The organism is Pseudomonas sp. EggHat1 (assembly GCF_014892995.1).
In the GTDB taxonomy this organism is placed as follows: domain Bacteria; phylum Pseudomonadota; class Gammaproteobacteria; order Pseudomonadales; family Pseudomonadaceae; genus Aquipseudomonas; species Aquipseudomonas chaetocerotis.
The window spans coordinates 12,300-38,075 of sequence record NZ_JACKQK010000015.1; the positions used below are offsets into that span (position 1 = coordinate 12,300).

Annotated in this window: 17 protein-coding genes; 12 read left to right on the forward strand and 5 right to left on the reverse strand. The window is 63.5% G+C overall.

Annotated features, from left to right (window positions below; all coding sequences use genetic code 11):
- The first annotated feature begins 4 nt into the window (after window positions 1-4).
- The 9 genes from INS93_RS20255 (at window position 5) to INS93_RS20295 (ending at window position 11,025) form a co-directional block, all read left to right on the forward strand.
- Window positions 5-1,045 carry an isopenicillin N synthase family dioxygenase gene (locus INS93_RS20255; RefSeq protein ID WP_192985227.1) on the forward strand — a complete coding sequence of 347 codons (1,041 nt, stop codon included), beginning with the start codon at window positions 5-7 and terminating at the stop codon, window positions 1,043-1,045.
- Between the two features lie 42 nt (window positions 1,046-1,087).
- Window positions 1,088-1,894 carry an ABC transporter substrate-binding protein gene (locus INS93_RS20260; RefSeq protein WP_192985229.1) on the forward strand — a complete coding sequence of 269 codons (807 nt, stop codon included), beginning with the start codon at window positions 1,088-1,090 and terminating at the stop codon, window positions 1,892-1,894.
- Between the two features lie 128 nt (window positions 1,895-2,022).
- On the forward strand, window positions 2,023-3,537 hold the full coding sequence (locus INS93_RS20265) for an amino acid ABC transporter permease/ATP-binding protein (RefSeq protein WP_192985231.1): 1,515 nt from the start codon (window positions 2,023-2,025) through the stop codon (window positions 3,535-3,537).
- Window positions 3,534-4,256, forward strand: a complete 723-nt coding sequence (locus INS93_RS20270) for a class II aldolase/adducin family protein (protein WP_226945644.1) — start codon at window positions 3,534-3,536, stop codon at window positions 4,254-4,256. The genes INS93_RS20265 and INS93_RS20270 overlap by 4 nt, the downstream gene beginning before the upstream one ends.
- Window positions 4,257-4,426: 170 nt before the next feature.
- Window positions 4,427-5,386 carry an agmatinase gene (gene speB / locus INS93_RS20275; RefSeq protein ID WP_072424662.1) on the forward strand — a complete coding sequence of 320 codons (960 nt, stop codon included), beginning with the start codon at window positions 4,427-4,429 and terminating at the stop codon, window positions 5,384-5,386.
- 79 nt (window positions 5,387-5,465) lie between these two features.
- Entirely contained in the window at window positions 5,466-6,860 is a 1,395-nt protein-coding gene (locus INS93_RS20280) for a YjiH family protein (protein ID WP_192985233.1), read from the forward strand.
- 73 nt (window positions 6,861-6,933) lie between these two features.
- Window positions 6,934-8,535: a 5-guanidino-2-oxopentanoate decarboxylase gene (locus tag INS93_RS20285; protein ID WP_192985235.1), complete on the forward strand. Its 1,602-nt coding sequence runs from the start codon at window positions 6,934-6,936 to the stop codon at window positions 8,533-8,535.
- 157 nt (window positions 8,536-8,692) lie between these two features.
- Window positions 8,693-10,033: a purine-cytosine permease family protein gene (locus tag INS93_RS20290; RefSeq protein ID WP_192985237.1), complete on the forward strand. Its 1,341-nt coding sequence runs from the start codon at window positions 8,693-8,695 to the stop codon at window positions 10,031-10,033.
- A 260-nt stretch (window positions 10,034-10,293) separates the two neighbouring features.
- The gene (locus INS93_RS20295) at window positions 10,294-11,025 is read left to right on the forward strand and encodes an MBL fold metallo-hydrolase (protein ID WP_192985239.1); all 732 of its coding nucleotides are present in this window, start codon (window positions 10,294-10,296) and stop codon (window positions 11,023-11,025) included.
- A gap of 6 nt (window positions 11,026-11,031) precedes the next feature.
- On the opposite strand, the gene INS93_RS24820 is transcribed toward INS93_RS20295, so the two are convergent.
- The gene (locus tag INS93_RS24820; protein WP_017677423.1) at window positions 11,032-11,160 is read right to left on the reverse strand and encodes a PA1414 family protein; all 129 of its coding nucleotides are present in this window, start codon (window positions 11,158-11,160) and stop codon (window positions 11,032-11,034) included.
- A gap of 87 nt (window positions 11,161-11,247) precedes the next feature.
- Entirely contained in the window at window positions 11,248-12,966 is a 1,719-nt protein-coding gene (aceK, locus tag INS93_RS20300) for a bifunctional isocitrate dehydrogenase kinase/phosphatase (protein WP_192985241.1), read from the reverse strand.
- Window positions 12,967-13,189: 223 nt separating this feature from the next.
- On the opposite strand from aceK, the gene INS93_RS20305 reads away from it, so the two are divergent.
- Window positions 13,190-14,080 (forward strand): DMT family transporter, encoded by an 891-nt coding sequence (locus INS93_RS20305; protein ID WP_192985243.1) that lies wholly within the window; start codon window positions 13,190-13,192, stop codon window positions 14,078-14,080.
- Between the two features lie 274 nt (window positions 14,081-14,354).
- On the opposite strand, the gene cysK is transcribed toward INS93_RS20305, so the two are convergent.
- The gene (gene cysK, locus INS93_RS20310; protein WP_192985245.1) at window positions 14,355-15,326 is read right to left on the reverse strand and encodes a cysteine synthase A; all 972 of its coding nucleotides are present in this window, start codon (window positions 15,324-15,326) and stop codon (window positions 14,355-14,357) included.
- Between the two features lie 207 nt (window positions 15,327-15,533).
- On the opposite strand from cysK, the gene INS93_RS20315 reads away from it, so the two are divergent.
- Both INS93_RS20315 and INS93_RS20320 read left to right on the forward strand, forming a co-directional pair.
- Window positions 15,534-16,379: an AAA family ATPase gene (locus INS93_RS20315; RefSeq protein WP_160016783.1), complete on the forward strand. Its 846-nt coding sequence runs from the start codon at window positions 15,534-15,536 to the stop codon at window positions 16,377-16,379.
- Between the two features lie 188 nt (window positions 16,380-16,567).
- A complete protein-coding gene (locus INS93_RS20320; protein WP_160016784.1) occupies window positions 16,568-17,746 on the forward strand; it encodes a vWA domain-containing protein in 1,179 nt (392 codons plus the stop codon).
- Window positions 17,747-17,872: 126 nt separating this feature from the next.
- Here the strand turns inward: INS93_RS20320 and INS93_RS20325 are convergent, their stop codons facing one another.
- Both INS93_RS20325 and INS93_RS20330 read right to left on the reverse strand, forming a co-directional pair.
- A complete protein-coding gene (locus INS93_RS20325) occupies window positions 17,873-18,919 on the reverse strand; it encodes a DUF2167 domain-containing protein (RefSeq protein ID WP_192985247.1) in 1,047 nt (348 codons plus the stop codon).
- A gap of 215 nt (window positions 18,920-19,134) precedes the next feature.
- The gene (locus INS93_RS20330; protein ID WP_192985248.1) at window positions 19,135-25,314 is read right to left on the reverse strand and encodes a peroxidase family protein; all 6,180 of its coding nucleotides are present in this window, start codon (window positions 25,312-25,314) and stop codon (window positions 19,135-19,137) included.
- Window positions 25,315-25,776: the final 462 nt, after the last annotated feature.

Below are 25,776 nucleotides of genomic sequence, written 5' to 3' on the forward strand. Positions count from 1 at the left end.
CGTGATGAACAGCAACGCCAAGCATTTCACCGAAATCCCCGTGGTCGACATCGCCGGCCTGTTCAGCAGCGACCCGGCCGCGCGCCTGGCCGTGGCCGAGAACCTGGGTCGCGCCGCCCGTGAGGTGGGCTTTCTCTACATCAGCGGCCATGGCATCGAGCAGACGCTGATCGATGGCCTGCACCGCGCCGCCGAGGACTACTTCGCCCAGCCCCTGGACGCCAAGATGCACCACTACATCGGCACATCGGCCAGCCACAAGGGCTTCGTGCCCGAGGGCGAGGAGCGTTACGGCGCCGGTAAGCCGGACCACAAGGAAGCCTTCGACATCGGCTTCGAAGTCCCCGCCAACAACCCGCTGGTACTGGCCGGCACGCCGCTGCTGGGGCCCAACGACTGGCCCACTCTGCCTAATTTCAAGGAGGCGGTGCAGGCCTACTACGCGCGCATCTTCCAGCTCGGCCGCACGCTGTTCCGCGGTTTCGCCCTGGCTCTCGGCGTGCCGGAAAACACTTTCGACGAGATGGCCAACTTCCCGCCTTCGAAGTTGCGTCTGATCCACTACCCCTACGACGGCGATGCTCATGATGCACCCGGCATCGGTGCCCACACCGACTACGAGTGCTTCACCATCCTGCTCGCCGACCGTCCGGGGCTCGAGGTAATGAACGACCTCGGCCAGTGGATCGACGCACCGCCGCGCGAGGGCACCTTCGTCGTCAACATCGGCGACATGCTCGAGGTGATGAGCGCCGGCACCTTCGTCGCCACCTCACACCGCGTGCGCAAGGTCAGCCAGGAGCGCTACTCCTTCCCGTTCTTCTATGCCTGCGACTACCACACGCAGATCCGCCCGCTGCCGCAGTTCGAAGCCACCGGCCAGCGCTACGAAACCATCAGCATCGGCGAACACATGTGGAGCCAGGCGCTGCAGACCTACCAATACCTGAAGAAGCGCGTCGAGGACGGCCAGTTGCAGCTGCCCGAACGCGCCCGCGCACCGTCCAGCTTTGGCCACCTGAAGCACCAGCCGAGTGCGCTGTGACTTTCCACGCTGCCAATACAAGCCCTGATCCGGAGATTAACAATGACAACCCGTAAACCGCTGCGCACCACCGCCCTGGCTCTGGCCTGCACCCTCGCCGGACTGTTCGCCACCGCCCACGCCGCCGAAACGCCCAAGACTATTGCCAGCGGCGAGCTGAAGGTGGGCATGGAAATTACCTACCCACCGTTCGAATACTACGAAGGCGACAAGGTGAAAGGCTTCGACCCGGAGGTTTCCGCAGCCTTGGCCAAGCGTCTGGGCCTGGAGGCGAGCTTCAGCGACATCACCTTTCCCAACCTGATCCTCGGCCTCGACGCCGGCCGCTTCGACACCATCATTTCCGGCATGTACATCCTCCCCGAGCGCCTGGAGAAAGCCGACGCGATTCCCTACGCCAAGACCGGCGCAGCGATCATGGTGCGCAGCGACGCCGAGAAGAAACCGGCCACCCCCGAAGAGCTGTGCGGCCTGACCGTCGGCCTGCAACAGGGCACTTCGTGGATTCCGGCACTGCAGAAGGTTTCCGACGGCTACTGCAAGGAACAGGGCGCCGGCGCCATCACCATCAACCAGTACCCGACCACCTCGGAAACCTCCCAGGCGTTGCTCTCCGGCCATATCCAGGCGCACCTGGAGATCGACGCCGCCTCGCTGCTGATCGTCGAAAAATCCCGTGGCCGCATCGCCATCAGCTCCAAGGGCTCGATCTACCCGCAGGTACTGGGCATCTACGTGAAGAAGGGCAACGCCCAACTGCTCGACGCCCTGAAAACCGCGCTGGACGACTTCAAGGCCAGCGGCGAATACGCCGAACTGCTGAAGAAATACAACCTGGAAGAAGCCTGAGGTAAGTCCGTGGGCGAGTCATGTCGTCATGACTCGCCCACGGCCGCTGCGTTGAATGACCGCTTCACCCCACAGGCCGATCCTTGATCCGGCCTGCCCCTTTTCGGCTTGAGTCACAGGAGCCCCATATGCCGTTTGAATGGAGCTATTTCTTCTCCCTGTTTTCCATGCCGGCCTTCTGGGCGGCGTGCTGGACGGTGGTGAAACTCAGCAGCCTGGCCTGGCTGCTCGGCCTGGTGCTGGGCTTCGGTTTGGCCAGTGCCAAGCAAGCCGCCAGTCGCTGGCTCAGCACACCAGCCGCGATCTACGTGTGGTTCTTTCGCAGCGTGCCGCTGCTGGTGCTGCTGATCTTCGTCTACAACCTGCCGCAACTGATGCCGGCCAGCGGCAAGGTATTGTCCAACCCGTTCTACGCCGGTCTGTTCGCCCTGGTACTGACCGAGGCGGCATACATGGCCGAAATCCACCGTGGTGGCTTGTTGTCGGTAGCCAAAGGGCAGCGCGAGGCCGCCCGCGCCCTGGGTATTGGCCGGCTTGGTACGCAGCGCCTGATCGTCGTGCCGCAGGCCTTTCGCATCGCCCTGCCGACTCTGACCAACGAGTACGTGACCATCGTCAAGCTGACCTCGCTGGTCTCGGTGATCTCCCTCAGCGAGTTGCTGCTGGTCGGCCAGCGCCTTTACGCGCAGAACTTCCTGGTACTGGAAACCCTCGGCGCCGTGGCCGTTTACTACGTGCTGATCGTCAGCCTGTTCGGCTGGGGCCTGCAGTACCTGGAGCGCCACCTCGACCTTGGCAGGCGCAAGCCGGGCACCTTCGGCGAGGCCCAGGTGGCCAAGCTGCGCAGCGGCCTGCCACAGGTGGCGACCGGCAACGCCCGGGTTCGTGAGCCAGGTACTCCGGCGGCGCTGTACCTGAGTAACATCCACAAGCACTACGGCGACCACCATGTGCTCAAGGGCATCAACCTGAGCGTGCAGCCTGGCGAGGTGATCTCCATCATCGGCCCGTCCGGCTCCGGCAAGACCTCGTTGATCCGCACCGTCAACGGCCTGGAAAGCATCGACGAAGGCGAGATCGTGCTGTTCGGCGAGAGTTTCATCCAGGCCGGCGACCGCCCCGAGAACCGTCGCCAGCGCGAAGGCGTGCGGCGCATCGGCATGGTGTTCCAGAGTTTCAACCTGTTCCCGCACCGCACCATTCTTGACAACGTCCTGCTCGCGCCGCGCTATCACGGCCTGGGTGATACCGCCGAACTGCGCCGGCAAGCCCTGGCGCTGCTCAACAAGGTCGGCCTGCTGGCCCACGCGGACAAGTATCCGCACCAGCTCTCCGGCGGCCAGCAACAGCGCGTGGCCATCGCCCGCGCCCTGGCCATGCGGCCGGACATCATGCTGTTCGACGAGCCCACTTCGGCGCTTGACCCGGAGCTGGTGGGCGACGTGCTCGCGGTGATCCGCGACCTGGCCCGCGAAGGCATGACCATGCTGATCGTCACCCACGAGATGGACTTCGCCCTGTCGATCTCCGACCGCGTGCTGTTCATGGAAGACGGTCTTGTCCAGCTCGACGCCTCGCCCGACGCCATCCGCACCGGCGACCACCAACGCGTACGCCGCTTCATCGGCCTGGAGAACGCATGAACGATATCGCCACCCTGCGCCGCGACCTGGCTGCGGCCTACCGCCTGGCTGCCCTGTTCGGCTGGGACGACACCCTCTACACGCACTTTTCCGTGCGCCTGCCGGGCGACGGCGAGCCGCATTTTCTGATCAACCCCTTCGGCCTGTTCTTCGAGGAAATTCGCGCCAGCGACCTGATCGTGGCGGACATGCACGGCAAGGTGGTCGAGGGCAACGCCGACTACAACGTCGCCGGTTTCACCATCCACAGCGCCGTGCACATGGCACGCGACGACGCCCATTGCGTGATCCACACCCATACCCTGGCCGGCATGGCGGTGGCGGCGCAAGACGCCGGCCTGCTGCAGCTCAACCAGATCAGCACCGAGTTTCACCAGCGCCTGGGCTACCACGCCTACGAGGGCGTGGCACTGGATCTGGACGAACGTGCGCGCATCCAGGCGTCGCTGGGCGACAACATCGCCCTGCTGCTGCGCCACCATGGCCTGCTCAGCGTCGGCGCCAGCGTCGCCGATGCCTTCTACGTCATGTATTACCTGAACCGCGCCTGCGAGATCCAGCTCGCCGCCACCGGCGGTGGCCAGCCCTGCAGCGAGATTCCGGCGCACCTGTCGCAGCATGCCTGCGAGCAACTACAGGGCGCGCAATGGCAGCGCCAACTGCTGTGGCAGGCCTGGCTGCGCAAGCTCGATCGCCTCGACCCCAGCTACCAACAGTAGGGTGCGCTGTGCGCACCTGGATCATTTGCGCCGCCAGTCAACGCAGCTGGCACGGGGCTTACAGCTTTACTTCAAACAATTCTGAAGTAAGTTTTTGCCCCAGCCGATTTTTCCCAGCGCCTGGCCGGTCAAGACTCCGGCCACAACCAGAACGAGCCTGAGGCCCACCCATGGACAAGACCTTCCACCAGCCCCTGGGCGGCAATGAAATGCCCCGCTTCGGCGGCATCGCCACCATGATGCGCCTGCCGCATATCCAGAGCCCCGAGGAAAAACGCCAGCTCGACGCCGCCTTCGTCGGCGTGCCGCTGGACATCGGCACCTCGCTGCGCTCCGGCACCCGCTTCGGCCCGCGCGAGATCCGCGCCCAGTCGGTGATGATCCGCCCGTACAACATGGCCACCGGTGCCGCCCCCTTCGACTCGCTGAACGTGGCCGATATCGGCGACGTGGCGATCAACACCTTCAACCTGCTCGACGCCGTGCGCATCATCGAGGAAGCCTACGACGAGATCGTCGAACTCGGCATCAAGCCGCTGACCCTGGGTGGCGACCACACCATCACCCTGCCGATCCTGCGTGCCCTGCACAAGAAGTACGGCAAGATCGGACTGGTGCATATCGACGCCCACGCCGACGTCAACGACCATATGTTCGGTGAGAAGATCGCCCACGGCACCACCTTCCGTCGCGCCCAGGAAGAAGGCCTGCTCGACAGCCAGCGTGTGGTGCAGATCGGCCTGCGCGCCCAGGGCTACACCGCCGAGGACTTCAACTGGAGCCGCAAGCAGGGCTTCCGTGTGGTGCAGGCCGAGGAGTGCTGGCACAAGTCGCTGGAGCCGCTGATGGCCGAAGTGCGCGAGAAGGTCGGCGGCGGCCCGGTGTACCTGTCGTTCGACATCGACGGCATCGACCCGGCCTGGGCGCCCGGCACCGGCACCCCGGAAATCGGCGGTCTGACCACCATCCAGGCCATCGAGATCATCCGTGGTTGCCAGGGCCTGGACCTGATAGGTGGTGACCTGGTGGAGGTCTCGCCGCCCTACGACACCACCGGCAACACCTCGTTGCTCGGCGCCAACCTGCTGTACGAAATGCTCTGCGTGCTTCCGGGGGTTCAGCGTCGCTGACCGCCGGCTTTTACTGCTCCGCCCGGGCGCCCCGCGAGGCGCCCGGTACATCCCTACAACAACAAATCAGGGTGCCCAGATGAATCGCGAAGAATCCATGCCGCTGCTGGATGACCAGCCACCGACCGATACCTCCTACAGCGTGCGTCAGTTACTGATCTTCCTGATCCCCTCGTTGCTCGGCGTACTGCTGTTTCTCACCCCCATCGTTTACGAAGAAAAGGTCACCATCGGCCTCGGCGTCATGGCTGACGCACTCAAGGCTGCCGTCAGCGATCAGTTGCCTGCCATCGCCACCGCCCTGTTGCTGCTCTCCGCCGTCCTCGGTCTGTTCGGCAGCCTGCTCAAGCCACGCTGGCTCACCGAGCGTCGCGCGCTGAACGACCTGTTCGTGCTGCCGCCGCTGTGGCTCGCCCTGCGCGTGCTCGGCGGGCTGTTCGCGGCCATGACGTTCTGGCAATTCGGCCCGGAATGGGTGTGGAACGCCAATACCGGCGGGGTGGTATTGAAAGACCTGGCACCGGTGTTGATCACCTTCTTCCTGGTCGCCGGCCTGATCCTGCCGCTGCTGACCGACTACGGCCTGATGGAGTTCTGCGGCACCCTGGTGCGCAATGTGTTCCGCAAGATCTTCGGCTTGCCCGGACGCTCGGCCATCGACGCCATCGCCAGCTGGCTCGGCTCCGGCACCGTCGGCGTGCTGATCACCGCGCAGCAGTACCACAAGGGCTTCTACAGCGCCCGCGAAGCGGCAGTGATCGCCACCAACTTCTCCATCGCCTCGATTGCCTTCAGCCTGCTGATCACCAGCTTCATGAAGCTCGACCATCTGTTCGTACCCTTCTACCTGACCGTGGTGGTCGCCGGTCTGGCCGCCGCCATCATCACCCCGCGTATTCCACCGCTGTCATGGAAAAAGGACGAGTACATCGTCGGGGTCGGCAAGCAAATCAAGGAAGACGTGCCGGCCGGCACCTCGCTGCTGCGTTGGGGCCTGGCCCAGGCGGTGCAGCGCGCCAACGCCAACCCCTCGCCGGCACAGATGGTGAAGATCGGCGTGCACAACGTGGTCGACATCTGGCTGGGCCTGCTGCCGCTGGTAATGGCCATTGGCACGGTATCGTTGGCCATCGCCGAGTTCACTCCGATCTTCAACTGGCTGTCCGCTCCCATCGTGCCGTTGCTCGAACTGCTGCAACTGCCGGAAGCCGCTAAGGCAGCGCCAGCGATGTTGGTGGGCTTCGCCGACATGTTCCTGCCGGCAGTGCTGGGCAAGGGTATCGAGAGCGAGCTGACGCGCTTCGTGGTGGCCTGCGTTTCGCTGACCCAGCTGATCTACATGTCCGAGGTCGGCGTGCTGATCATCAAGGCCAAGCTGCCACTGAATCTGCTGGAGCTGTTCGTCATCTTCATCATCCGCACCCTGATCACCCTGCCGATCATCGCACTGATGGCGCACTGGATCGTCGGCTAATCCATTCCCTCCCCTCTCCCCCCGGGAGAGGGGCCGGGGATGAGGGTCTCCCGTCCCACACAGGATCCATGACATGACCACCTGCGGCGAATTTCTCGTCAAACAACTGGAAGCCTGGGGCGTCGACACCGTGTTCGGCATCCCCGGCGTGCACACCGTCGAGCTCTATCGTGGCCTGCCATCGAGCAGCATCCACCACGTCACCCCGCGTCACGAACAGGGCGCCGGTTTCATGGCCGACGGTTATGCACGCGTCTCGGGCAAGCCGGGTGTGTGCTTCATCATCACCGGCCCGGGGATGACCAACATCCTCACCGCCATGGGCCAGGCTTACGCCGACTCGATCCCGATGCTGGTGATTTCCAGCGTCAACGAACGCGCGCGCCTGGGGCTCGGCAAGGGCTATCTGCACGAGCTGCCCAACCAGCGGGCGATGACCGCCGGAGTCAGCGCCTTCAGCCATACGCTGATGAGCGTCGAGGAACTGCCTGGCGTGCTGGCCCGCGCCTTCGCCGTGTTCGAAGGCGAGCGGCCACGCCCGGTGCATATCGAGCTGCCGCTGGACATCATCACCGCCGACGCCACGCACATGACCCTGGCGCCACAGCCGACGGTGCGCCGCCCAGCGCCCAACCGCACGTTGATCCGAGAGGCCGCCGGCCTGCTCAGACAAGCCGAGCGCCCTCTTCTGCTGCTCGGTGGCGGTTGCGTATCCGCCGAGGCTGAAGCCCGCGCTTTGGCCGCTGCACTGGATATGCCGACCGCGCTGACCATCAACGCCAAGGGCCTGCTCCCGCCGGGTCATCCGCTGCTGCTGGGCAGCAACCAGTCGTTGCGCCCAGTGCGCGATCTGGCGCTGGAGGCCGACGTGGTGCTGGCCATCGGCACCGAGCTGGGCGAGACCGACTACGACGTGGTGTTCGATGGCGACTTCCGCCTGCCCGGCCGACTGATCCGCATCGACATCGATGCCCAGCAACTGCAGCGAAACTTCACCCCACACCTGGCAATCCAGGGCGATGCGCGCGTGGCCATGCGCATGCTGCTGGCCGAGTTCGACCCGCGCGAAGCCAACGCGAACAGCCCCGGCGCCCGGCGTACCGCGGCCGTACAGGCGCGCCTTAACGAAGACTTCAGCGGCTGGGCACATTACCGCCAGCTGTTCGACTGCATCCTCGATGCGCTGCCCGACGCCCGCTTCGTCGGCGACTCGACGCAGACCGTGTACAGCGGCAACCATCTGGTCGAACTGGACGGTGCGCGGCGCTGGTTCAACGCCTCCACCGGCTACGGCACCCTCGGCTACGGCCTGCCGGCGGCCATCGGTGCCAAGCTGGCCGAGCCGGCGCGGCCGGTGATCAGCCTGATGGGTGACGGCGGCATCCAGTTCACCATTGCCGAGCTGGCCAGCGCCGTGGAAGCGCGGGTCGGCATCATCGTGCTGCTGTGGAACAACGCCGGCTATGGCGAGATCAAGCGCTATATGCAGCGCCGCGACATCGAGCCAATCGGCGTCGATATCTACACCCCGGATCTCGTCGCCATCGCCCGTGGCTTTGGCTGCGCCGCCGAGCGTGCGCGTGACCATGCACATCTGACCGAGCTGCTGCGTAGCGCACCCGAACATCGCCCTTTGATCATCGAGGTGCAGGAGGCCGCGCCCTTTCACCCCTGACTAGATCAATCGCGGCTAAAGCCCCTCCCACGGAAATCGAGGCGCCCTTGTGGGAGGGGCTTTAGCCGCGACCCCGCGTGACCATAACCACAAGATCCCGCTGTACCACTGACTGCCGCCCACCAATACCAATAATCAAGCATCGGGGAGTCGTTCCATGTTCAAGAATCTCAGCCAGCACTTCGGCCAGGACGGCCTGGCCCCAACCGACAAGGCGCATCGCAGTCTCGGTTTCGGCGGCACCATCGCCCTGTGGTTGGGCGCCAACGTGGTGGTCACCACCATCCTCACCGGCATGCTGCTGGTGCCGGATCTGAAATTCACCCAGGCCATGCTCATCGTCCTGATCGGTTCGGGCATCGGCATCCTGCCGCTGGTACTGGTCGGCCTGATGGGCCAGCGTTCGGGCCTGACCACCATGGTGCTGGCACGCGGCAGCTACGGCGTGCACGGCGCCAAGCTGCCGTCGCTGGTCAATTTGCTGACCCTGCTGGCCTGGAGCTGGATCCAGGCGCTGCTGGCCGGCATGAGCCTGAACTACGCGGTGGAGCACCTGACCGGCTACTCCAACCTGCCGCTATTCACCATCCTCTGCGAAGCCCTGGTGCTGCTGATCGCCCTGCGCGGCCACCTGGGCATCGAGCGAGTCGAGCGCTGGGCCGCCATCGGCATGCTCCTGCTGGCCGGCGCGGTGTTCTACGTGATGGGGCAGAAATTCGAGTTCGCCAATCTGTTGGCCATGCCCACCGAACCGCGCAACGAGATCACTCCCGGCATCGCCTTCGATATCGTCATCGCCACCGCGTTTTCCTGGATTCCTCTGGCCGCCGACTACAACCGCAACTGCCGCAGCCAGGGCGTGGCGGGGGTCGGTACCTGGGTCGGCTATGTCGCGGCAACGCTACTAGCCATGGGCCTGGGCGCCACGGTGTCGGGCTTCTCGGTTCTGACAGGCATGGAACAGACCTACGACCCGGCCGTGCTGCTGGCCGGTTTCGGCTTCGGACTGCCGGCGGCCATCGTGGTGTTCCTCTCGGTGATGACCACCAATGTCATGTGCGTGTACAGCGCGTCGCTGTCGTACCTGAACATCAGCCCGAAAACCCCGTTCTGGAAGCCGGCGCTGGCCATCGGCGTGCTGTCGATCCTCGGCTCGCAGATCCCCGGCATTCTCGACAATTTCCAGAGCTTTTTGCTGGTGATCGGCAGTGTGTTCATCCCGGCCTTTGCGGTGCTGATCGCCGACTACTTCCTGATTCACAAGGGCGACTACGCGGTGGACGAACTGCTCAGTGAAGACGGCGGCCGCTACCGTTATCTGAGCGGCTTCAACCCGGCCGCCTTCGTCGCCTACGGCCTGGGCGCGGTGCTGGCCTACTACTGGGGCTGGGTCTCGCCGCTGGCCTGGGGCGCTTCGCTGCCGGTGTTCCTGATCACCGCCGCCAGCTACACGGTGCTGCGACGCTGGGTGCTGGTGCCACGGGCGCAGCTGGCGTAGCGTGATGACAACCGTGGTGCCGGAAACGACAACCTGTAGGGTGGGTTAGCCGCCTGTTGCGCTCGCCCGGTACTCACCGTGTCGGGTGCGGCGTAACCCACCATCTGCGCAACACCATCGATCGCCTGGTGGGTTACGCGGCGCACTGCCCTTATCTGCGTTTGCAAGATTGGTATTCAGCGCCGCTAACCCACCCTACGGGAGAGCGCGGTCCGCCAACTAGGCTGCGGCAGGATGCGAAACCGCTTTGAGGAACGAACATGAAAATCGTCAGCCGTGACCGCTGGTTCGAGGTGGAGCACCGCCACGACGGCATCTGCCTGATCCACGAGCCTTACGTGCGTCCCTTCTATCGCTGCAACATGTGGCATGTGCAGGGGCGCGAGCATGACGTGTTGATAGACTCGGGCTCCGGGCTGGTCAGCCTGCGCGAGCAACTGCCGTGGCTGACCGAAAAGCCACTGCTGGCGGTGGCCAGTCACTGCCACTTCGACCATATCGCCGGGCATCACGAATTCGATGAGCGCCTGGTGCATCCGGCCGAAGCCGATATCCTCGCCGCGCCGGACGGCGCCAATACCCTGGCCACCGACTTCGTCGGCGACGACATGTTCGAGGCGCATCCGGATTGCCCGCTGTGCTACGCCGAATACCGCGTACGAGCAGCACCAGCCACGCGCCTGATCGAGGATGGTGACGTACTGGATTTGGGTAATCGGGTCTTGCAGGTGCTGCACACGCCCGGCCATTCGCCGGGTGGCATCAGCCTATGGGAAGCGCAGACGTACACGCTTTTTTCCGGCGACATTCTCTACGACGGCCCACTGATCGAAGATGCCTACCACTCGAACCTGGACGATTACGCGCGCAGCCTGAAGCGTCTGCGCGAGCTGCCGGTACGCACTGTGCACGGCGGGCATTTCGCGAGTTTCTCGGGAGAGCGGATGCGCGAGCTGATAGACGCCTGGTTCGACGCCCATCGGCTCACCTGACGAGTTTCAGCGACGCTGACGCTCGCGGCGCAGGCGTTGCTGCTCGGCTTCACTGATGCGAATCGGCTGAGGTTGCGGGGCGAGGCCAAGGGCCTGCAGCAGGGCTTGCAGTTGTTCTTGCAGCTTGGCGAGCATGGGTACGACCTCCTGCCAAGTAAAGGGAAGAGCCAGCGGCTCACCTATAAGATTAGGCCGGGCCAAACGGATTTCAACCAGCCTCCGTCAAATCACCGGACTCTTGCGTCGATACGGGAACACGTCGATCACCTTGCCCGCCCGAATCGCCTCCTGCAATTGTTTCCAGTAATCGGCCTCATAGAGATTGCCATGCAGCTGACTGAACAGCCTGCGCTGCTTGATATCGGCAAACAGGAACGGCGGAAATTCCTCGGGGAACACATCCATCGGCCCCACCGAGTACCAGGGCTCGGAACTCATCTCATCCTCGGGGAAACGCGGCGGCGGGATGCGCCGGAAGTTCACCTCGGTGAGAAAGCAGATCTCGTCGTAGTCATAGAACACCACACGGCCATGGCGGGTGACACCGAAGTTCTTCAACAACATGTCACCGGGGAAGATATTGGCCGCCGCCAGTTGCTTGATGGCCAGGCCATAGTCATCCAGCGCCTCGCGCACCTGCGCCTCGTTGGCACTTTCCAGATAGAGATTGAGCGGCGTCATGCGCCGTTCGGTCCAGCAGTGCCGTACCAGCACGGTGTCCCCCTCCACCACCACGGTCGACGGCGCTACTTCCAGCAGCTCGGCGAGGCACTCGGGCTCGAACTTGGCCTTGGGGAAGCGGAAGTCGGCGAACTCCTGGGTATCGGCCATGCGCCCCACACGGTCGACACTTTTCACCAGGCGATACTTCTCGATCACCGTCTTGCGATCCACCGTCTTGGCGTGGGCGAAGCGGTCCTTGATGATCTTGAACACGGTATTGAAGCCCGGCAGGGTGAACACGCTCATGACCATGCCGCGTACACCGGGCGCCATGATGAAGCGATCATCGGTGCCGGCCAGGTGGCCGATCAGGGCGCGATAGAACTCGGATTTGCCGTGCTTGTAGAAACCGATCGAGGTGTACAGCTCGGCGATGTGCTTACCCGGCAGGATGCGCTTGAGAAAGCCGACGAATTCGGCGGGAATCGCCACGTCCACCATGAAGTAGCTGCGGGTGAAGGAGAAGATGATCGACACCTCCGCCTCGTCGGTGATCGCCGCATCGGCCTGGATGCCCTGCCCTTCGCGGTGCAACAGCGGGATCGCCAGCGGCCACTGCTCCTCACGGTTGTAGATGCGCCCGATCAGGTAGGCGCCCTTGTTGCGGTACAGCACCGAGGAGAACAACTCGATGCACAGCTGCGGGTCCTTGCAGACCCAATCCGGCAGACTGGCGCGCAGCTGCGCCTCCAGGCGCAGCAGGTCGCGCGACAGATCCTCGTAGGGCGCATCGAAACGGTAATCGTCGAAGATCGTCTGCAACGCCAGGAGTAGTTCGCCAGCGGGTCGATAGCTACGCGTCTGGGCGGCGCTGGGCTGGTTGCGTAGCGATGGCCTTGTGGTGTGGATGAACATGCAGCCATCGCTGATCTGGTCATGGCTGAACAGGCTGCAGAAGATCGAGTTGAACCAGGTTTCCGCCAACTCGTCGTCGAAACGCAGGTCGATCAGGGCGATGTAGGCGCTCTTGACCAGCGGCCACTGCGCTACGTCCAGCAGCGAAGCATCGAACCCTTGCAGCAGACGCTCGCGGGTTTCTGCGACCTTCTCTTCGTACAGGTTGATACGCGCCGCCGAGGCTTGCTGAGCCTCCTGCCACTGCGCCTGCTCGAAGCGCACACGCGCGCCATCGGTGATCTGGCGAAAATGCTCGCGATAATCGTCGAAGCCATCGAGGATCAGACGAGCGATCTCGCCGGCCGGCCATTGTTGCCCCATTACGCATGCCTCATACGCAGTTATCAGCCGAGCTTAGCCGACAACGCCGGCGTGGATGCAATCGGGAATCGCCAAAGCCTCCACGATTGCACGTCGCGGCTAAAGCCCCTCCCACCTCTTCCCTGCAGCAGCGCCCTTCCCAAACATTCGAAAGCGCAATGCGGATTGCCAGAACCCCGCCCAGCGGCAACACTCTCGGCCCCACCCTGCCGGATGCTTCACCGTGCGTACCGCCGATATCCTTCGCCTGCTGCTGCTCGCCGCCATTTGGGGCGCGAGCTTCCTGTTCATGCGCGTTGCCGCACCGGTCCTCGGCAGCATGCCGACCGCGTTCTTCCGTGCCAGCTTCGGCGTGCTGGGCTTGCTCGCACTGCTCCTGCTGCTGCGCTGCGATTGGGACTTTCGCGGCAAGTTGCGCATCTGCCTGGGCCTGGGCGTGATCAATGCCGGCCTGCCTTCAGCCATGTATTGCCTGGCGGCGCTGATTCTGCCAGCCGGTTATTCGGCCATCTTCAACGCCACCACGCCTTTGATGGGCGTGCTGATCGGCGCGATGTTCTTCAGTGAGGGCATCACCCGCAGCAAGGCGGCGGGTGTGTTTCTCGGTCTGCTCGGCGTGGCAGTGCTGACCCGCACCGGCCCGGTGGCCTTCGACCTGCAACTGCTGATGGGTGCCGGCGCCTGCCTGGTGGCCACCACCTGCTACGGCTTCGCCGGCTTTCTCACCCGCCGCTGGATCGGTCAGCAAGGCGGTCTGGACAACCGCCTGACCGCCTTCGCCAGCCTGGCGGGAGCCAGCCTGTTCCTGTTGCCGTTGTTCATCGGCAGCCTGGCGCTGCAACCGCCGGCAAGCTGGGGCGGTGTCGAGGTATGGCTGTCGCTGGCCGGCCTTGGTCTGGTCTGCACGGCGTTCGCGTATGTGCTGTATTTCCGCCTGCTGGCCGATATCGGGCCGATCAAGGCCAGCACCACCACCTTCCTGATTCCGCCGTTCGGTGTGTTGTGGGGGGCGCTGCTGCTGGGTGAGCCGCTGAGCTGGGACTACCTGCCCGGCTGCGTGCTGATCGCGCTGGCGCTTTGGCTGGTGGTCAGGCCGAGCGTAACCAGGACGTAGGGTGCGCCGTGCGCACCAGAGCCACCGCGAAGCAACCCCGGTGCGCCAGGCGCACCCTACGAAAAACCGCCCGCAGGCGGCTTTGATCAATGGTGGTCAGCAGGGCGCGGGGGATCGTGCCTCATCGATCTCAGAGCGGTGGATGTGAAAGGCGACATCCACCCGACGCCTGGTAGTCAAGCCAAGCGTAACCAGGACGTAGGGTGCGCCGTGCGCACCAAAGCCACCGCGAAGCAACCCCGGTGCGCCAGGCGCACCCTACGAAAAAGCCGCTTTACTGCTGCAGCTCCTGCTCGGTGAACATATCGCTGAACAGCATGCTCGACAGGTAGCGCTCGCCGGAGTCAGGCAGGATCACCACGATGGTCTTGCCCTGCATTTCCGGCTTCTCCGCCAGACGCACTGCCGCCACCATGGCTGCGCCGCAGGAGATGCCGCAGAGAATGCCTTCCTCGCGCATCAGGCGCAGGGCCATGGCCTTGGATTCGTCATCGTTGACCTGCTCGACCTGATCGACCATCGCCAGGTCGAGGTTCTTCGGCACGAAACCGGCGCCGATACCCTGGATCTTGTGCGGCGCGGGTTTGACCTCGTCACCGGCCAGGGTCTGGCTGATCACCGGCGAGCCCACAGGCTCCACCGCAACCGACAGGATCGGCTTGCCCTGGATTTGCTTGATATAGCGCGAAACCCCGGTGATGGTGCCGCCAGTGCCCACACCAGCGACCAGCACGTCGATGGCTCCTTCGGTGTCGCGCCAGATTTCCGGGCCAGTGGTCTTTTCGTGAATGGCCGGGTTGGCCGGGTTCTCGAACTGCTGCGGCAGGTAGTAATCGGGGTTGGCGGCGGCCAGCTCGTTGGCCTTCTCGATAGCGCCCTTCATGCCCTTGGCGGGCTCGGTCAGCACCAGTTCAGCACCGAGGGCCTTGAGCACCTTGCGTCGTTCCAGGCTCATCGAGGCGGGCATGGTCAGCACCAGCTTGTAGCCACGTGCAGCAGCGACGAACGCCAGGCCGATACCGGTATTGCCGGAGGTCGGCTCGACGATGGTCATGCCTGGCTTGAGCACACCGCGCTCCTCGGCATCCCAGATCATGCTGGCGCCGATGCGGCACTTGACCGAGTACGCCGGGTTGCGGCCTTCGATCTTGGCCAGAATGGTCACGCCTTTGGGCCCCAGGCGGTTGATCATGACCAGCGGCGTGTTGCCGATGGCCTGGGAGTTGTCTGCGAAGATACGACTCATGACGGAAGTCCTTGCGGGCAGGGAAAACCCCAAGCCTAAGCCTCCCCCTGGCACACGTCCAGCCAGCAGACCGAAAGCCGGGTGACTCGCCATTCAGTGACTGAATACTGCGTCTGCGTTCACAGCCACCGGAGCTGCGCGTTATAGTCGCACTCTGAATTTCTGCTGCGGGCCGGCCCCGCGCGTTACCGTTCCGAGGATTTTCCGATGAAGTTCGAAGGCACCCAGTCCTACGTCGCCACCGACGACCTCAAACTCGCGGTCAACGCCGCCATCACCCTGCAGCGCCCACTGTTGGTCAAGGGTGAGCCAGGCACCGGCAAGACCATGCTTGCCGAACAACTGGCCGATGCCTTTGGCGCCAGGTTGATCACCTGGCATATCAAGTCCACCACCAAGGCGCACCAGGGCCTGTACGAATACGATGCGGTCAGCCGCCTGCGTGACTCGCAGCTCGACTCGGACAAGGTTCACGACGTTCGCAACTACATCAAGAAAGGCAAGCTGTGGGAGGCGTTCGAGTCCGACGAGCGCGTGATCCTGCTGATCGACGAGATCGACAAGGCCGACATCGAGTTCCCCAACGACCTGTTGCAGGAACTCGACAAGATGGAGTTCTACGTTTACGAGACCAACGAGACGATCAAGGCCAAGCAGCGCCCGATCATCATCATCACCTCGAACAACGAGAAGGAACTGCCGGACGCCTTCCTGCGCCGCTGCTTCTTCCACTACATCGCCTTCCCGGATCGCGACACCCTGAAGAAGATCGTCGACGTGCACTACCCCAACATCAGCGGCGAGCTGGTGGCCGAAGCGCTGGACGTGTTCTTCGATGTACGCAAGGTGCCAGGCCTGAAGAAGAAGCCCTCGACCAGCGAGCTGGTGGATTGGCTGAAGCTGCTGATGGCCGACCACATCGGCGAAGCGGTACTGCGCGAGCGCGACCCGACCAAGGCCATCCCGCCGCTGGCCGGCGCCTTGGTGAAGAACGAGCAGGATGTACAGTTGCTCGAGCGCCTGGCCTTCATGACCCGCCGCGCTTCTCGGTAAACATCGGGCTGCTGCGCACCGCTTGGCGCGCAGCCCACTTGATACAGGGCTCGCGAGCTAGAGCCAGGCAAGGCGAAAGCGAGCTGAACAGCGCAGCGTACTGCAGTACGTGAGCATGGGCAGCGAGCTTTCAACGCCGCATGGCCGACGCGCAGCAGCCCGGCCAGAACTGACATGAGGGCGCAGCCATGCTGCTCAACCTATTCAACGAAATGCGTGCGGCCAAGGTGCCGGTGTCGGTGCGCGAGCTGCTCGACCTGATCAACGCGCTCAAACATAACGTCGTGTTCGCCGATATGGACGAGTTCTACTACCTGGCGCGGGCAATTCTGGTGAAGGACGAACGTCACTTCGACAAGTTCGACCGTGCCTTCGGCGCCTACTTCAAGGGCCTGGAGAACCTCAACCAGCATATCGAGGCGATGATCCCCGAGGAATGGCTGCGCAAGGAGTTCGAGCGCCTGCTGAGCGACGAGGAAAAGGCGCAGATCCAGAGCCTCGGCGGCCTCGACAAGCTGATCGAGGAATTCAAGAAACGCCTCGAGGAGCAGAAGGAAAAGCACGCCGGCGGCAACAAGTGGATCGGTACCGGCGGCACCAGCCCGTTCGGCTCCGGCGGCTACAACCCCGAAGGCATTCGCGTCGGCGATGCCGGCAAGCGCCAGGGCAAGGCTGCCAAGGTGTGGGACCAGCGCGAATACAAGAACCTCGACGATCAGGTCGAGCTGGGCACGCGCAACATCAAGGTCGCGCTGCGCCGCCTGCGCAAGTTCGCCCGTCAGGGCGCAGCCGAGGAGCTGGACCTGGACGGCACCATCGACCACACCGCGAAGGACGGCGGCCTGCTCAACATCCAGATGCGCCCGGAACGCCGCAACACGGTGAAGCTCCTGCTGCTGCTGGATATCGGCGGCTCGATGGATGCCCACGTCAAGGTCTGCGAGGAGCTGTTCTCCGCCTGCAAGACCGAGTTCAAGCACCTGGAGTATTTCTACTTCCACAACTTCATCTACGAGAGCGTGTGGAAGAACAACATGCGTCGCACCAGCGAGCGCACCTCGACCATTGACCTGTTGCACAAGTACGGCGCCGACTACAAGGTGGTGTTCGTCGGCGACGCAGCCATGGCGCCCTACGAGATCACCCAGGCCGGCGGCAGCGTCGAGCACTGGAACGAGGAAGCCGGCTACGTCTGGATGAAGCGCTTCACCGAGAAGTTCAAGAAGATCATCTGGATCAACCCCTACCCCAAGGACACCTGGAACTACACCGCCTCCACCGGCCTGGTGCGCGAACTGATCGAAGATCGCATGTACCCGCTGACCCTGCAGGGGCTGGAAGACGGGATGAAGTACCTGTCCAAGTAAGACTTCAAGCCGCAACGAAAAACGCCGCGAGCCCTCTGCAGGGTTCGCGGCGTTTCTCGTAGCCCGGAAGCAATCCGGCAATAGTGCGAAAGAGCCCCCGGATTGCATCCGGGCTACGGACTGAATTCAGCGTTTGTCCGCATCATCCGGCTTGTTCAGATCCATCACCGTTTGCCCTGGCTCTTGTGGCTCGGCGTCGACAGTGGTTGCGGCAGGCGCGCTCACCGCTTCGGCCGGATCTTGCTTCTTGCGCAGACCGATACGCTTGAACAGCCAGCCGCCCAGCACCACCGGAATGAACCAGAACTTCTTCAGCAGTACCAGCAACATGGCCAGCAAACCGGTCTTGGCAGCGACCTTGCCGGCTACCAGCGCGCCGAGGCCGTATGCGGCAACGGTGTCCAGATCCGGATCGAACTCGGCATAGCGCTGGCCTGGGTTGAACTCGGTCGCAGCCAGCACAGCCGGCACGCTGGCCTCGATCTCCGCCAACTGATCCATGTTGGCGACGAAGTTCAGCACCAGCACGCCCTTGCGACCCAGCACGCGAATGTTGTAATTCAGGGTATTGACGTCGCTGTCGCCGAACTTCAGCTCCTTGGCCCAGTGCAGTTTCTTGCCTTGCGCATCGTAGTGCGGCTCGGCAGCCCAACCGACCAGTTGCACGGCCTCGTAGCCGTTCTCTTCACGCCAGGTGTTGGCCTCGCGCATGTCGGCCTGCATGTCCTCGAGCATGTCGCCGTAGTCGATATCGGCGGCGTCCTCGTCGGACACGTAACCGCTGTCTTCATACTCGACCGTCACACCCCAGGATTCGTCGGCCAAGGGCGATACGCCAGCCGGCAGGATCATGCCCAGCGGCGGGACGTCATCCGGTGGGTTGCCCCAACCATCGACCAGCAGACGCTGAGCGTTCTCGCCGTCGAGAAACACCAGGGTATCGGGCAGATTGAGGGTAGCAAGATCGCTGCCCAGAACGACGCGACCGGTCTTGAACTCCAGGCTGGCGACAAACTCTTCGGGACTGATGAACTGCGCTGCGTCCTCGGTCTCGATGACCTCTTCGCCGACCACAGCATTTTCTGGCTCGGTCTCGGGATTGGCGTATGCAACACAGGTGAACGGCAGGACAGCAGCCAGCACGGCTGCCAGGATCGAATCCTTGATCGGCATGGAAACTCCATAAACACAGGTGGGTAAATGTAACTGCGTATTACATTACCACGCGAATGGAACTCGACATGCGTTCCAGCGCAACTTTTTGCGATATTCCCTCGCACCTGAAAAGAAGACCACGAAGCACCGCCCCCGCAGGCGATGCTCCGCAGTCAACCTGGCGCCGACCCTGGCTTACCGCGCGTGATCCGAACGCCAGGGATCACGCCACCTCATGCCAACTGAAAGTCGGTGATGGCCACGCTGGTGTGATCGGTTACACCGACCAGGCGGATACTGCCGCCATCTGCACCGTTGACCGTCACCAACACATCGTTGCCGGCATCGGCGATTGACACGCGACTGGAGAACGTCGCGGCAGTCAGATTGAATGCCGCGATATTGAGCAGGTCCTGCCCTCCTGCCGGGTTGGCGTCGAAACCGATGATGGTGTCGTTGCCGAAGTTGGGCCCGAACATGAAGATGTCGTTGCCCTGATTGGCATACAGGGTGTCGTTGCCGGCACCGCCGATCACGATGTCGTTACCGGCACCACCATCGAGGATGTCGTCACCGTCGCCGCCGTCGAGGGTGTCGTTGCCGCCCTCGCCGAACAGGGTGTCGTTACCAAGGCCGCCGAACAGGGTGTCGGCACCTGCTCCGCCATACAGGGTGTCATTGCCACCGAGCCCGAGGAGTACATCATCCCCTCCCTGGCCGCGCAGGACATCCGCCAAGGCACTGCCCGACATCTGGTTGGCCAGGCCGTTACCAGTGGCATTGGCCGCCCCTGCGCCGATATGCACGTAGTTTTCCACGTTGCCGCTCAGGGTGTAGCTGGCCGCGCTGGAGTAGACGGTATCGATGCCACCGCCACTGGCCTCGACCACCACATCGCCGGGGTTGTCGACGTAGTAGCTGTCGTTGCCCGCCCCACCAACCAGACGGTCGATTCCGGTACCGCCATCGAGCACATCGTTGCCCGCGCCGCCGGTGATGGTGTTGGCCAAGGTGTTGCCGTAACCAGTGAAATTGCCGCTGCCTATAAAGGTCAGGTGCTCGAGGTTCTCGCCCAAGCCATAGCTAAGCAGCGTGGTGCGCACCGTATCGGTACCGGCGCCGACTGCCTCGATCACCTGATCACCGAGGTTATCGACGATATAGATGTCGTTGCCCAGGCCGCCGAGCATGACATCAGCACCGAGGCCGCCATCCAGGGTGTCGTTGCCCGCGCCACCGTCGAGGATGTCGTTACCGGCCAGGCCGTTGAGCACGTCATTGCCGCCCAGGCCGAGGATATGGTCGTCCAGCGCCGTACCGTTGAGCGTATTGGCCGCATTGGTGCCCATGATCACCGCACTGGCCACCACCGCGGTAGCCGCTGAGGTCAGCGACTCGAAGGTGCCGCGGTTATCGGTGTAGCTGACCTGCACCCGCACCTGCTGGCCGGCCTGAGCCGCTGTCAGGGTGAAGGACTGCGCGGTGGCGCCAGCGATATTGCTGAAACTATCGCCGCTGCCGACCTGCCACTGGTAGGCGAAGGTCGCCCCGACCAGACCATCGGCATCGGCGATCTGCGCGGCGGAAGCGATCAGCACCTGGCCGACGCTGGGCGATGCGTTGCTGAGTTGCGGCAGCCCGGTGGGTGCATCGTTGACGTTGAGCACCGGCGCGGTGACCTCAGACACCACGCTCTCCGGGTTGCCCCAGTCGTCGTTGAAGCTGACCACCACACGCAGCGCCAGCCCGACCTGGGCGTCTCCGGGCTGGAAGCTCTGCCCCGTACCAACCTGCACCCACTCACCGGCCACCAGCGCCTGCCAGGCGTAGCTGAGCACGGCGAACTCGGTGCCATTGGGATCGCTGATGATGGCGGCTGCCAGCAACATGTCGTCCTCGGCCGGCGCCATATTGCTGATCGACACCGAGCCCTCGGCGGGGCGATCTACCAACCACACCACCTGATCGGCGAACTGCACGCGGTCGATATTGCGCAGGGTATCGGTGCCGTCGGAGACGATCTTGCGCGTGGTATTGAGCCCGTCCGGATCGAGCGGGTCGAAGGTGGTCACGGTGCCGCCGTCGCCAGCGAAGCGGGTATGGGTGACGGTCCAGGTACCATCGAAGTTCTCGAAGATGTCGTACTCATCGGCCAGGCCGAAGTACACCGCGGTGTCGATGTCGTTCTCGTCCTTGCTGTAGAGAATCTCACGCACGATATGCAACTGCCCGGGATTGAGCAGGCGACTGAACATGGCCTGATCCAGCGTCAGGCTGTCCACCGTATTGGCAAGAATGCCGCTCTTGCCGGTAATCACCTTGGTCATGCCATCGGCCGTGCCAATCTCGTTGCCGTTATCGTCGCGGATGCTGATACGCGCGTTGAGCCAGGCCGCACCATCGATGTAATCGTCGCCACCACGGCCCTCGATCACGTCGCTGCCGCCGCCGCCGAGCAGGATATTGCCGGCATTGAAGGCAATGGCGGCCTCGAGGTCGCCCTCCTCGGGCGGCAGCTCCACCAAATAATCGAGCATCTCGCGCAGACCGTTGATACGGTCCACACCGGCCTGGCTGAGAGCGTTATTGGCATCGAACTGCTCCTCCTCGCCGGCATCCGGATCGTTGCCACGGTCATCGCCACGCAAGACATCATCGAGGTCCCAGCCCGATAGTGCCTCGACGTCGCTGAAGCGGTCGCGCAGCACTTTCAGCGGCTCGGTGTCGAACACCAACTGGTTGAGATCCGAGTAGGCGGACACCGTGCTGTCCTTGTGGATCACCCAGTCGAAGCCCCACATGCCGATATTCTTCTGGATACCGGCACCGGCGAACATGATGTCGTCGCCGGAATCGGCGTCGTAGTCGGTGTCGCCCTGGCCGCCGTTGAGCACGTCGTGGCCGAGGATCGGACTCTCGAAGAAGATGTCGCCGTTGTCGCCAGCGATGTAGTCGAAACGTCCGCCGCCTTCCACCCAGTCGTCGCCGGAGCCGCCGAACAGCGCGTCGATGCCGTCGCCACCGTGGATGAAGTCGTTGCCCGTGCCGGCCAGGATTTCCTTGCCGTCGGTGCCGCCGATGACGAAGTCATGACCGTCGCCGGCGAAGATCAGATCGAGGCCATTGCCGCCATGGATCACGTCGTTGCCGTCGCCGGCCTTGATGATGTCGTCACCGCCGATGTCGGTGATGATGTCGTCGCCGTCGCCGCCCTGGATGATGTCGTTGCCGTAGCCTCCCTCCAGGGTATCGTCGCCACCATCGCCCCACAGAGTGTCGTCGCCGACACCACCGATCAGGGTGTCGTTGCCTTCGGTACCACCCAGCACTACATGGGCCTCACCGTTGTAGCGCAGGTAGCCCTCACCACGCTCCACCATGGGCGTCAGCGCCTGCATGATGGGGTTGTCCCATACCGGATCGTCGCCGATCTGCAGCGCCTGGTTCAGCTCGAGAATATGGTCCACCGAGGCGAACAGATCTCCTGGCAGGTGCGAGGAGCCCGGCCGGCCAAGGTCGGTGTTGGCCATCACCAGCGAGGCGAAGGAATTGGCCTCCAGTGCCCCCAACAGGTCGAGCCCCTGGGTGCGCGACAGGTAGTAGAAGCGGTCGCCGTCCTGCAGATTCTCCATCTGTATTTCGAAGACGAAGTTGAAGGTCGAGCCGAGCATGCCGCCGAACGGCATCTTGCGCTCGGCCAAACCGCCGATCCAGAAGTCCACCAGGTTCAGGCCGGATTCCCGCTCGGCCCAGGTGCCGCTGCTGTTGAGGAAGTCGGTGCGGTCGCTCGGGCTGCCGCTGCCGCCCATCACCAGCAGAGTGGCGGCGTCGCGCTTGGCCTCGGCTGTATCGGCCGCGAGGATGCTTTCGTGCTGGCCGTAGGCGGCGATGAAATTGATGATCGACGCCGGGTTCTTGATGTTCAGCGCAAAGTCGACCCAGCTGACGTAGGGTTTGAGGTTGCTGTCGCCGGTGGCGGCGAAGAACTGTTCGCGCGCGCTGTTGAGTGACGGCACGCCGGTGTCGCGACCGCGGGCGATATTGATTGCCGCCAGATCCAGCGGCAGCCCCACCAGGTTGTTGCGCAAGGCGCCGGTGACGAACTCGTCGATCTCGTTACCGGTCTGCCGGGTCATGCCACGGATGATCGAGCCGGCCATGACATCGCCATCGGCACTGCCGAACTCGACCGGGTTGAGGAAGGCCTCGATCAGGCCGATATCGTTGGACTGCATGTCGAAGCTCAGCCGGTCCACCGTTTCGTTGAGCATGGAGTGACCGAAGCGGTACACCACATGGGCGAACTCGGCGACGATGGCCGCGTCGATCTCGATATCCGGCTGCACCAGGAAGATATCGGTGAACGGCTGGACCTTGCGCACGAACTCCTCGAACACCAGGTGCTGGTACTGCATCTCGTTGACGAAGCGCGCGGCCTGGAACAAGCGCTCGCCGTTCCAGATCAGCCCGTCGACACTCTCCGGCACAGACTCCACCGGCTGCAGCAGCCACTCGTTGATAAAGGCCAGATCGCCGCTGGCGAGGATGGTCTGCTTGTTGGCCTCGACCAGCCGGTTGTGCTCGGAGTGGAACACATGGTGCACCGCGGTCAGGCCGATGTTCTCGTTGCCGCGACCATCGCCGGTGATGTAGTGGGCGTCGAGCAATTCGTTGTCGTACTCGAGGTTGCGTCCGGTCATGGGGTTGGCCACCACGGCATTGCCGGCCACCTCATCGGCATCGGCCACCAATTGCCCGCCGACTATCACCGGTACCGCGTTATGGGCGATATCGTCGAGGAAGGCATGGCCGGTGCGGACAGCCCCCTGGGTGCTGATTGGATTGTCCGGATCGCCCTCTACCTGTACTGGCGGGTTACCCGGCATGATCAACATGGCGAAACCATTCTCGCCACGAATGAATTGGCCATATTCGTCGGTGGCCAGCAGCGGCACGTTGCCGACATCGGCATCGGTGAGCTCGATACCGAGCATCTCGCGCGCCTGCGCCTTGATATCGGCCCAGGTAGCCAGGCCGCCGTTGGGCCCGTCGAGCATATGCCCGGTGGCCACCGGCTTGCCGTCGACCATGACGTACTCGCGCAGGAACACCTGGTGCGAGGCGTGCGAGGTGTAGGTCTGGTTCTGGTCGACGAAGGGGGTGGTCTGGTTGACATGTTCGCGCACGTCGTCGACCGTGCCGAGGATGCCATCGGGCCCCGGCTGGTTGGTGGCGCGGGTGAGGATCATGAAGTTGCTGTGCGAGCCCTCGACATACAGCGGGTCGTCCGGCTGCAGCGGGATATACACGGTGCCGCTGCCGCCCTTGTTGACCAGATCCAGGCCATGGTCGAAAAACTGGCCGAACAGGCTCATCCAGGCGTTGAATGGCGCACTCAGTCCCTCGTCCGGCGAGACGTTGGGCACCTGCACGCTGCCGTTGTCCATGACGATACCCATATCGTCCAGCAGCCCATCCAGCGCGGCCTGGGCAGCAGCAACCTCGGCGCTGCTTTCAGCAACCTCGGCCAGCACCAGTTCGTGAGCGGCCGTATCGCTGGCCAACTGTGTAGCCGCTGTCTGAGCAACGATCTGAGCTTCCATAGCAAGCGCAGCCGATGCGGCAGCACTTTCGCCAGCCGTACCAGCTTGCTCCTGAGCTGCGGCAGTCGCAGCCGTTGCCGCATTGTATGTGGCTAAAGTGCCGACAACATCACCACCGTTATTCAGGGCAAAAATCAACGCCGCCAAGGCAGCCCCTTCCGCGGCCTGCGCAGCTGTTACCAGCGCCAGCGCCTCGCTGTGCGCCAAGGCGTCGGCATCGGCCTGCGCCTGCACCTGCGCCGCCGCTTCGGCTGCAGCCTGGGCCGCAGCGGCAGAGGCGGCCAGCAGCGCGGCGCTAGCCTCGACCAGCGCACTATTGCCCTGCGCCGCCGCCTCGGCGGTTTTCAACGCGGCCAGAGCATTTGCCACCAACTGTGCATCGCCGAAGACATCGCTGGAACCGGCGTACTCCAGCGCGGCCATCACCGCCGCCGGGTTGTTCAGGCTCTGGTCGACGATCAGGTTGCTGATGATCCGCGGCTGCGAATCCACCACATAGCCGCTGGTTTGTTCATAGCTGGTCTGAGTGCCTGAACCGGGAAAGCCAGGAGGGGCGCCGGCACCATCGATACCATTTTCCGCATCGCGAAACTCGGGTTCCAGCAGCCGCGGCATGATCTGGTCGGCCGAGCCGTATTGCTCCTGGCCAGGCACCAGATTGTTGTAGGTGCCGTCGACCGTGCGCAGACCGTAGGGCAACAGCGGGTTGCCGACCAGGTCATAGAGCGAGGCGCCAGCGGCGTGGGCTTCGGCGATCTTGATTTGCTGGAGGATGAATTCCAGATCGGATTGGGTTGTCTTGACAGCCATTTTGTTGTGCTCCCTTTGATGTGAGCGCGACTGACGGAGACGTCAGTGAAACCACATGCATACGGCAACATTGCAACGGCGTGGCGCAGCGCAGGCAGAAGTGTGTCTGGGCAGATGGATAAGGGCTCGAACCGCGTAGCGATCGTTTGCCCCAGCGGCAACTGGGCCGAGAGATGGAACTAAGGCGGCCCGTGGCCATGCCACAGACCGATACCGCATAAGCTCGCCGCTACGGGACGGCGTGGACTGCTGTCCATGTTATTGCGCTCCATCATGGGTGACCTCAACGACGACCGTGGTGCCCTCTCTTGCACCGCATGCCATCGCCAGCGCCACGCTTGAAAATACTCAAGACCCACTCCATGCGTCCTATCAAGCTACGGCTGTAACAGCCACCTCGCCTATCCGCCTGGAGCACACGCCAACCTCTGCTGAGTTGGTGATGCGCGCTCGGCGTCCCGA

What these genes read in the sequence shown, in the direction of transcription:
- INS93_RS20265 (WP_192985231.1), top strand. Translation starts at nt 2,023, where the DNA reads ATGCCGTTTGAATGGAGCTATTTCTTCTCCCTGTTTTCCATGCCGGCC.
- speB (WP_072424662.1), top strand. Translation starts at nt 4,427, where the DNA reads ATGGACAAGACCTTCCACCAGCCCCTGGGCGGCAATGAAATGCCCCGC.
- INS93_RS20325 (WP_192985247.1), bottom strand. Translation starts at nt 18,919, where the DNA reads ATGCCGATCAAGGATTCGATCCTGGCAGCCGTGCTGGCTGCTGTCCTG.
- INS93_RS20270 (WP_226945644.1), top strand. Translation starts at nt 3,534, where the DNA reads ATGAACGATATCGCCACCCTGCGCCGCGACCTGGCTGCGGCCTACCGC.
- aceK (WP_192985241.1), bottom strand. Translation starts at nt 12,966, where the DNA reads ATGGGGCAACAATGGCCGGCCGGCGAGATCGCTCGTCTGATCCTCGAT.
- INS93_RS20330 (WP_192985248.1), bottom strand. Translation starts at nt 25,314, where the DNA reads ATGGCTGTCAAGACAACCCAATCCGATCTGGAATTCATCCTCCAGCAA.
- INS93_RS24820 (WP_017677423.1), bottom strand. Translation starts at nt 11,160, where the DNA reads ATGCTCGCCAAGCTGCAAGAACAACTGCAAGCCCTGCTGCAGGCCCTT.
- INS93_RS20290 (WP_192985237.1), top strand. Translation starts at nt 8,693, where the DNA reads ATGTTCAAGAATCTCAGCCAGCACTTCGGCCAGGACGGCCTGGCCCCA.
- INS93_RS20255 (WP_192985227.1), top strand. Translation starts at nt 5, where the DNA reads ATGAACAGCAACGCCAAGCATTTCACCGAAATCCCCGTGGTCGACATC.
- INS93_RS20295 (WP_192985239.1), top strand. Translation starts at nt 10,294, where the DNA reads ATGAAAATCGTCAGCCGTGACCGCTGGTTCGAGGTGGAGCACCGCCAC.
- INS93_RS20280 (WP_192985233.1), top strand. Translation starts at nt 5,466, where the DNA reads ATGAATCGCGAAGAATCCATGCCGCTGCTGGATGACCAGCCACCGACC.
- INS93_RS20260 (WP_192985229.1), top strand. Translation starts at nt 1,088, where the DNA reads ATGACAACCCGTAAACCGCTGCGCACCACCGCCCTGGCTCTGGCCTGC.
- cysK (WP_192985245.1), bottom strand. Translation starts at nt 15,326, where the DNA reads ATGAGTCGTATCTTCGCAGACAACTCCCAGGCCATCGGCAACACGCCG.
- INS93_RS20320 (WP_160016784.1), top strand. Translation starts at nt 16,568, where the DNA reads ATGCTGCTCAACCTATTCAACGAAATGCGTGCGGCCAAGGTGCCGGTG.
- INS93_RS20285 (WP_192985235.1), top strand. Translation starts at nt 6,934, where the DNA reads ATGACCACCTGCGGCGAATTTCTCGTCAAACAACTGGAAGCCTGGGGC.
- INS93_RS20315 (WP_160016783.1), top strand. Translation starts at nt 15,534, where the DNA reads ATGAAGTTCGAAGGCACCCAGTCCTACGTCGCCACCGACGACCTCAAA.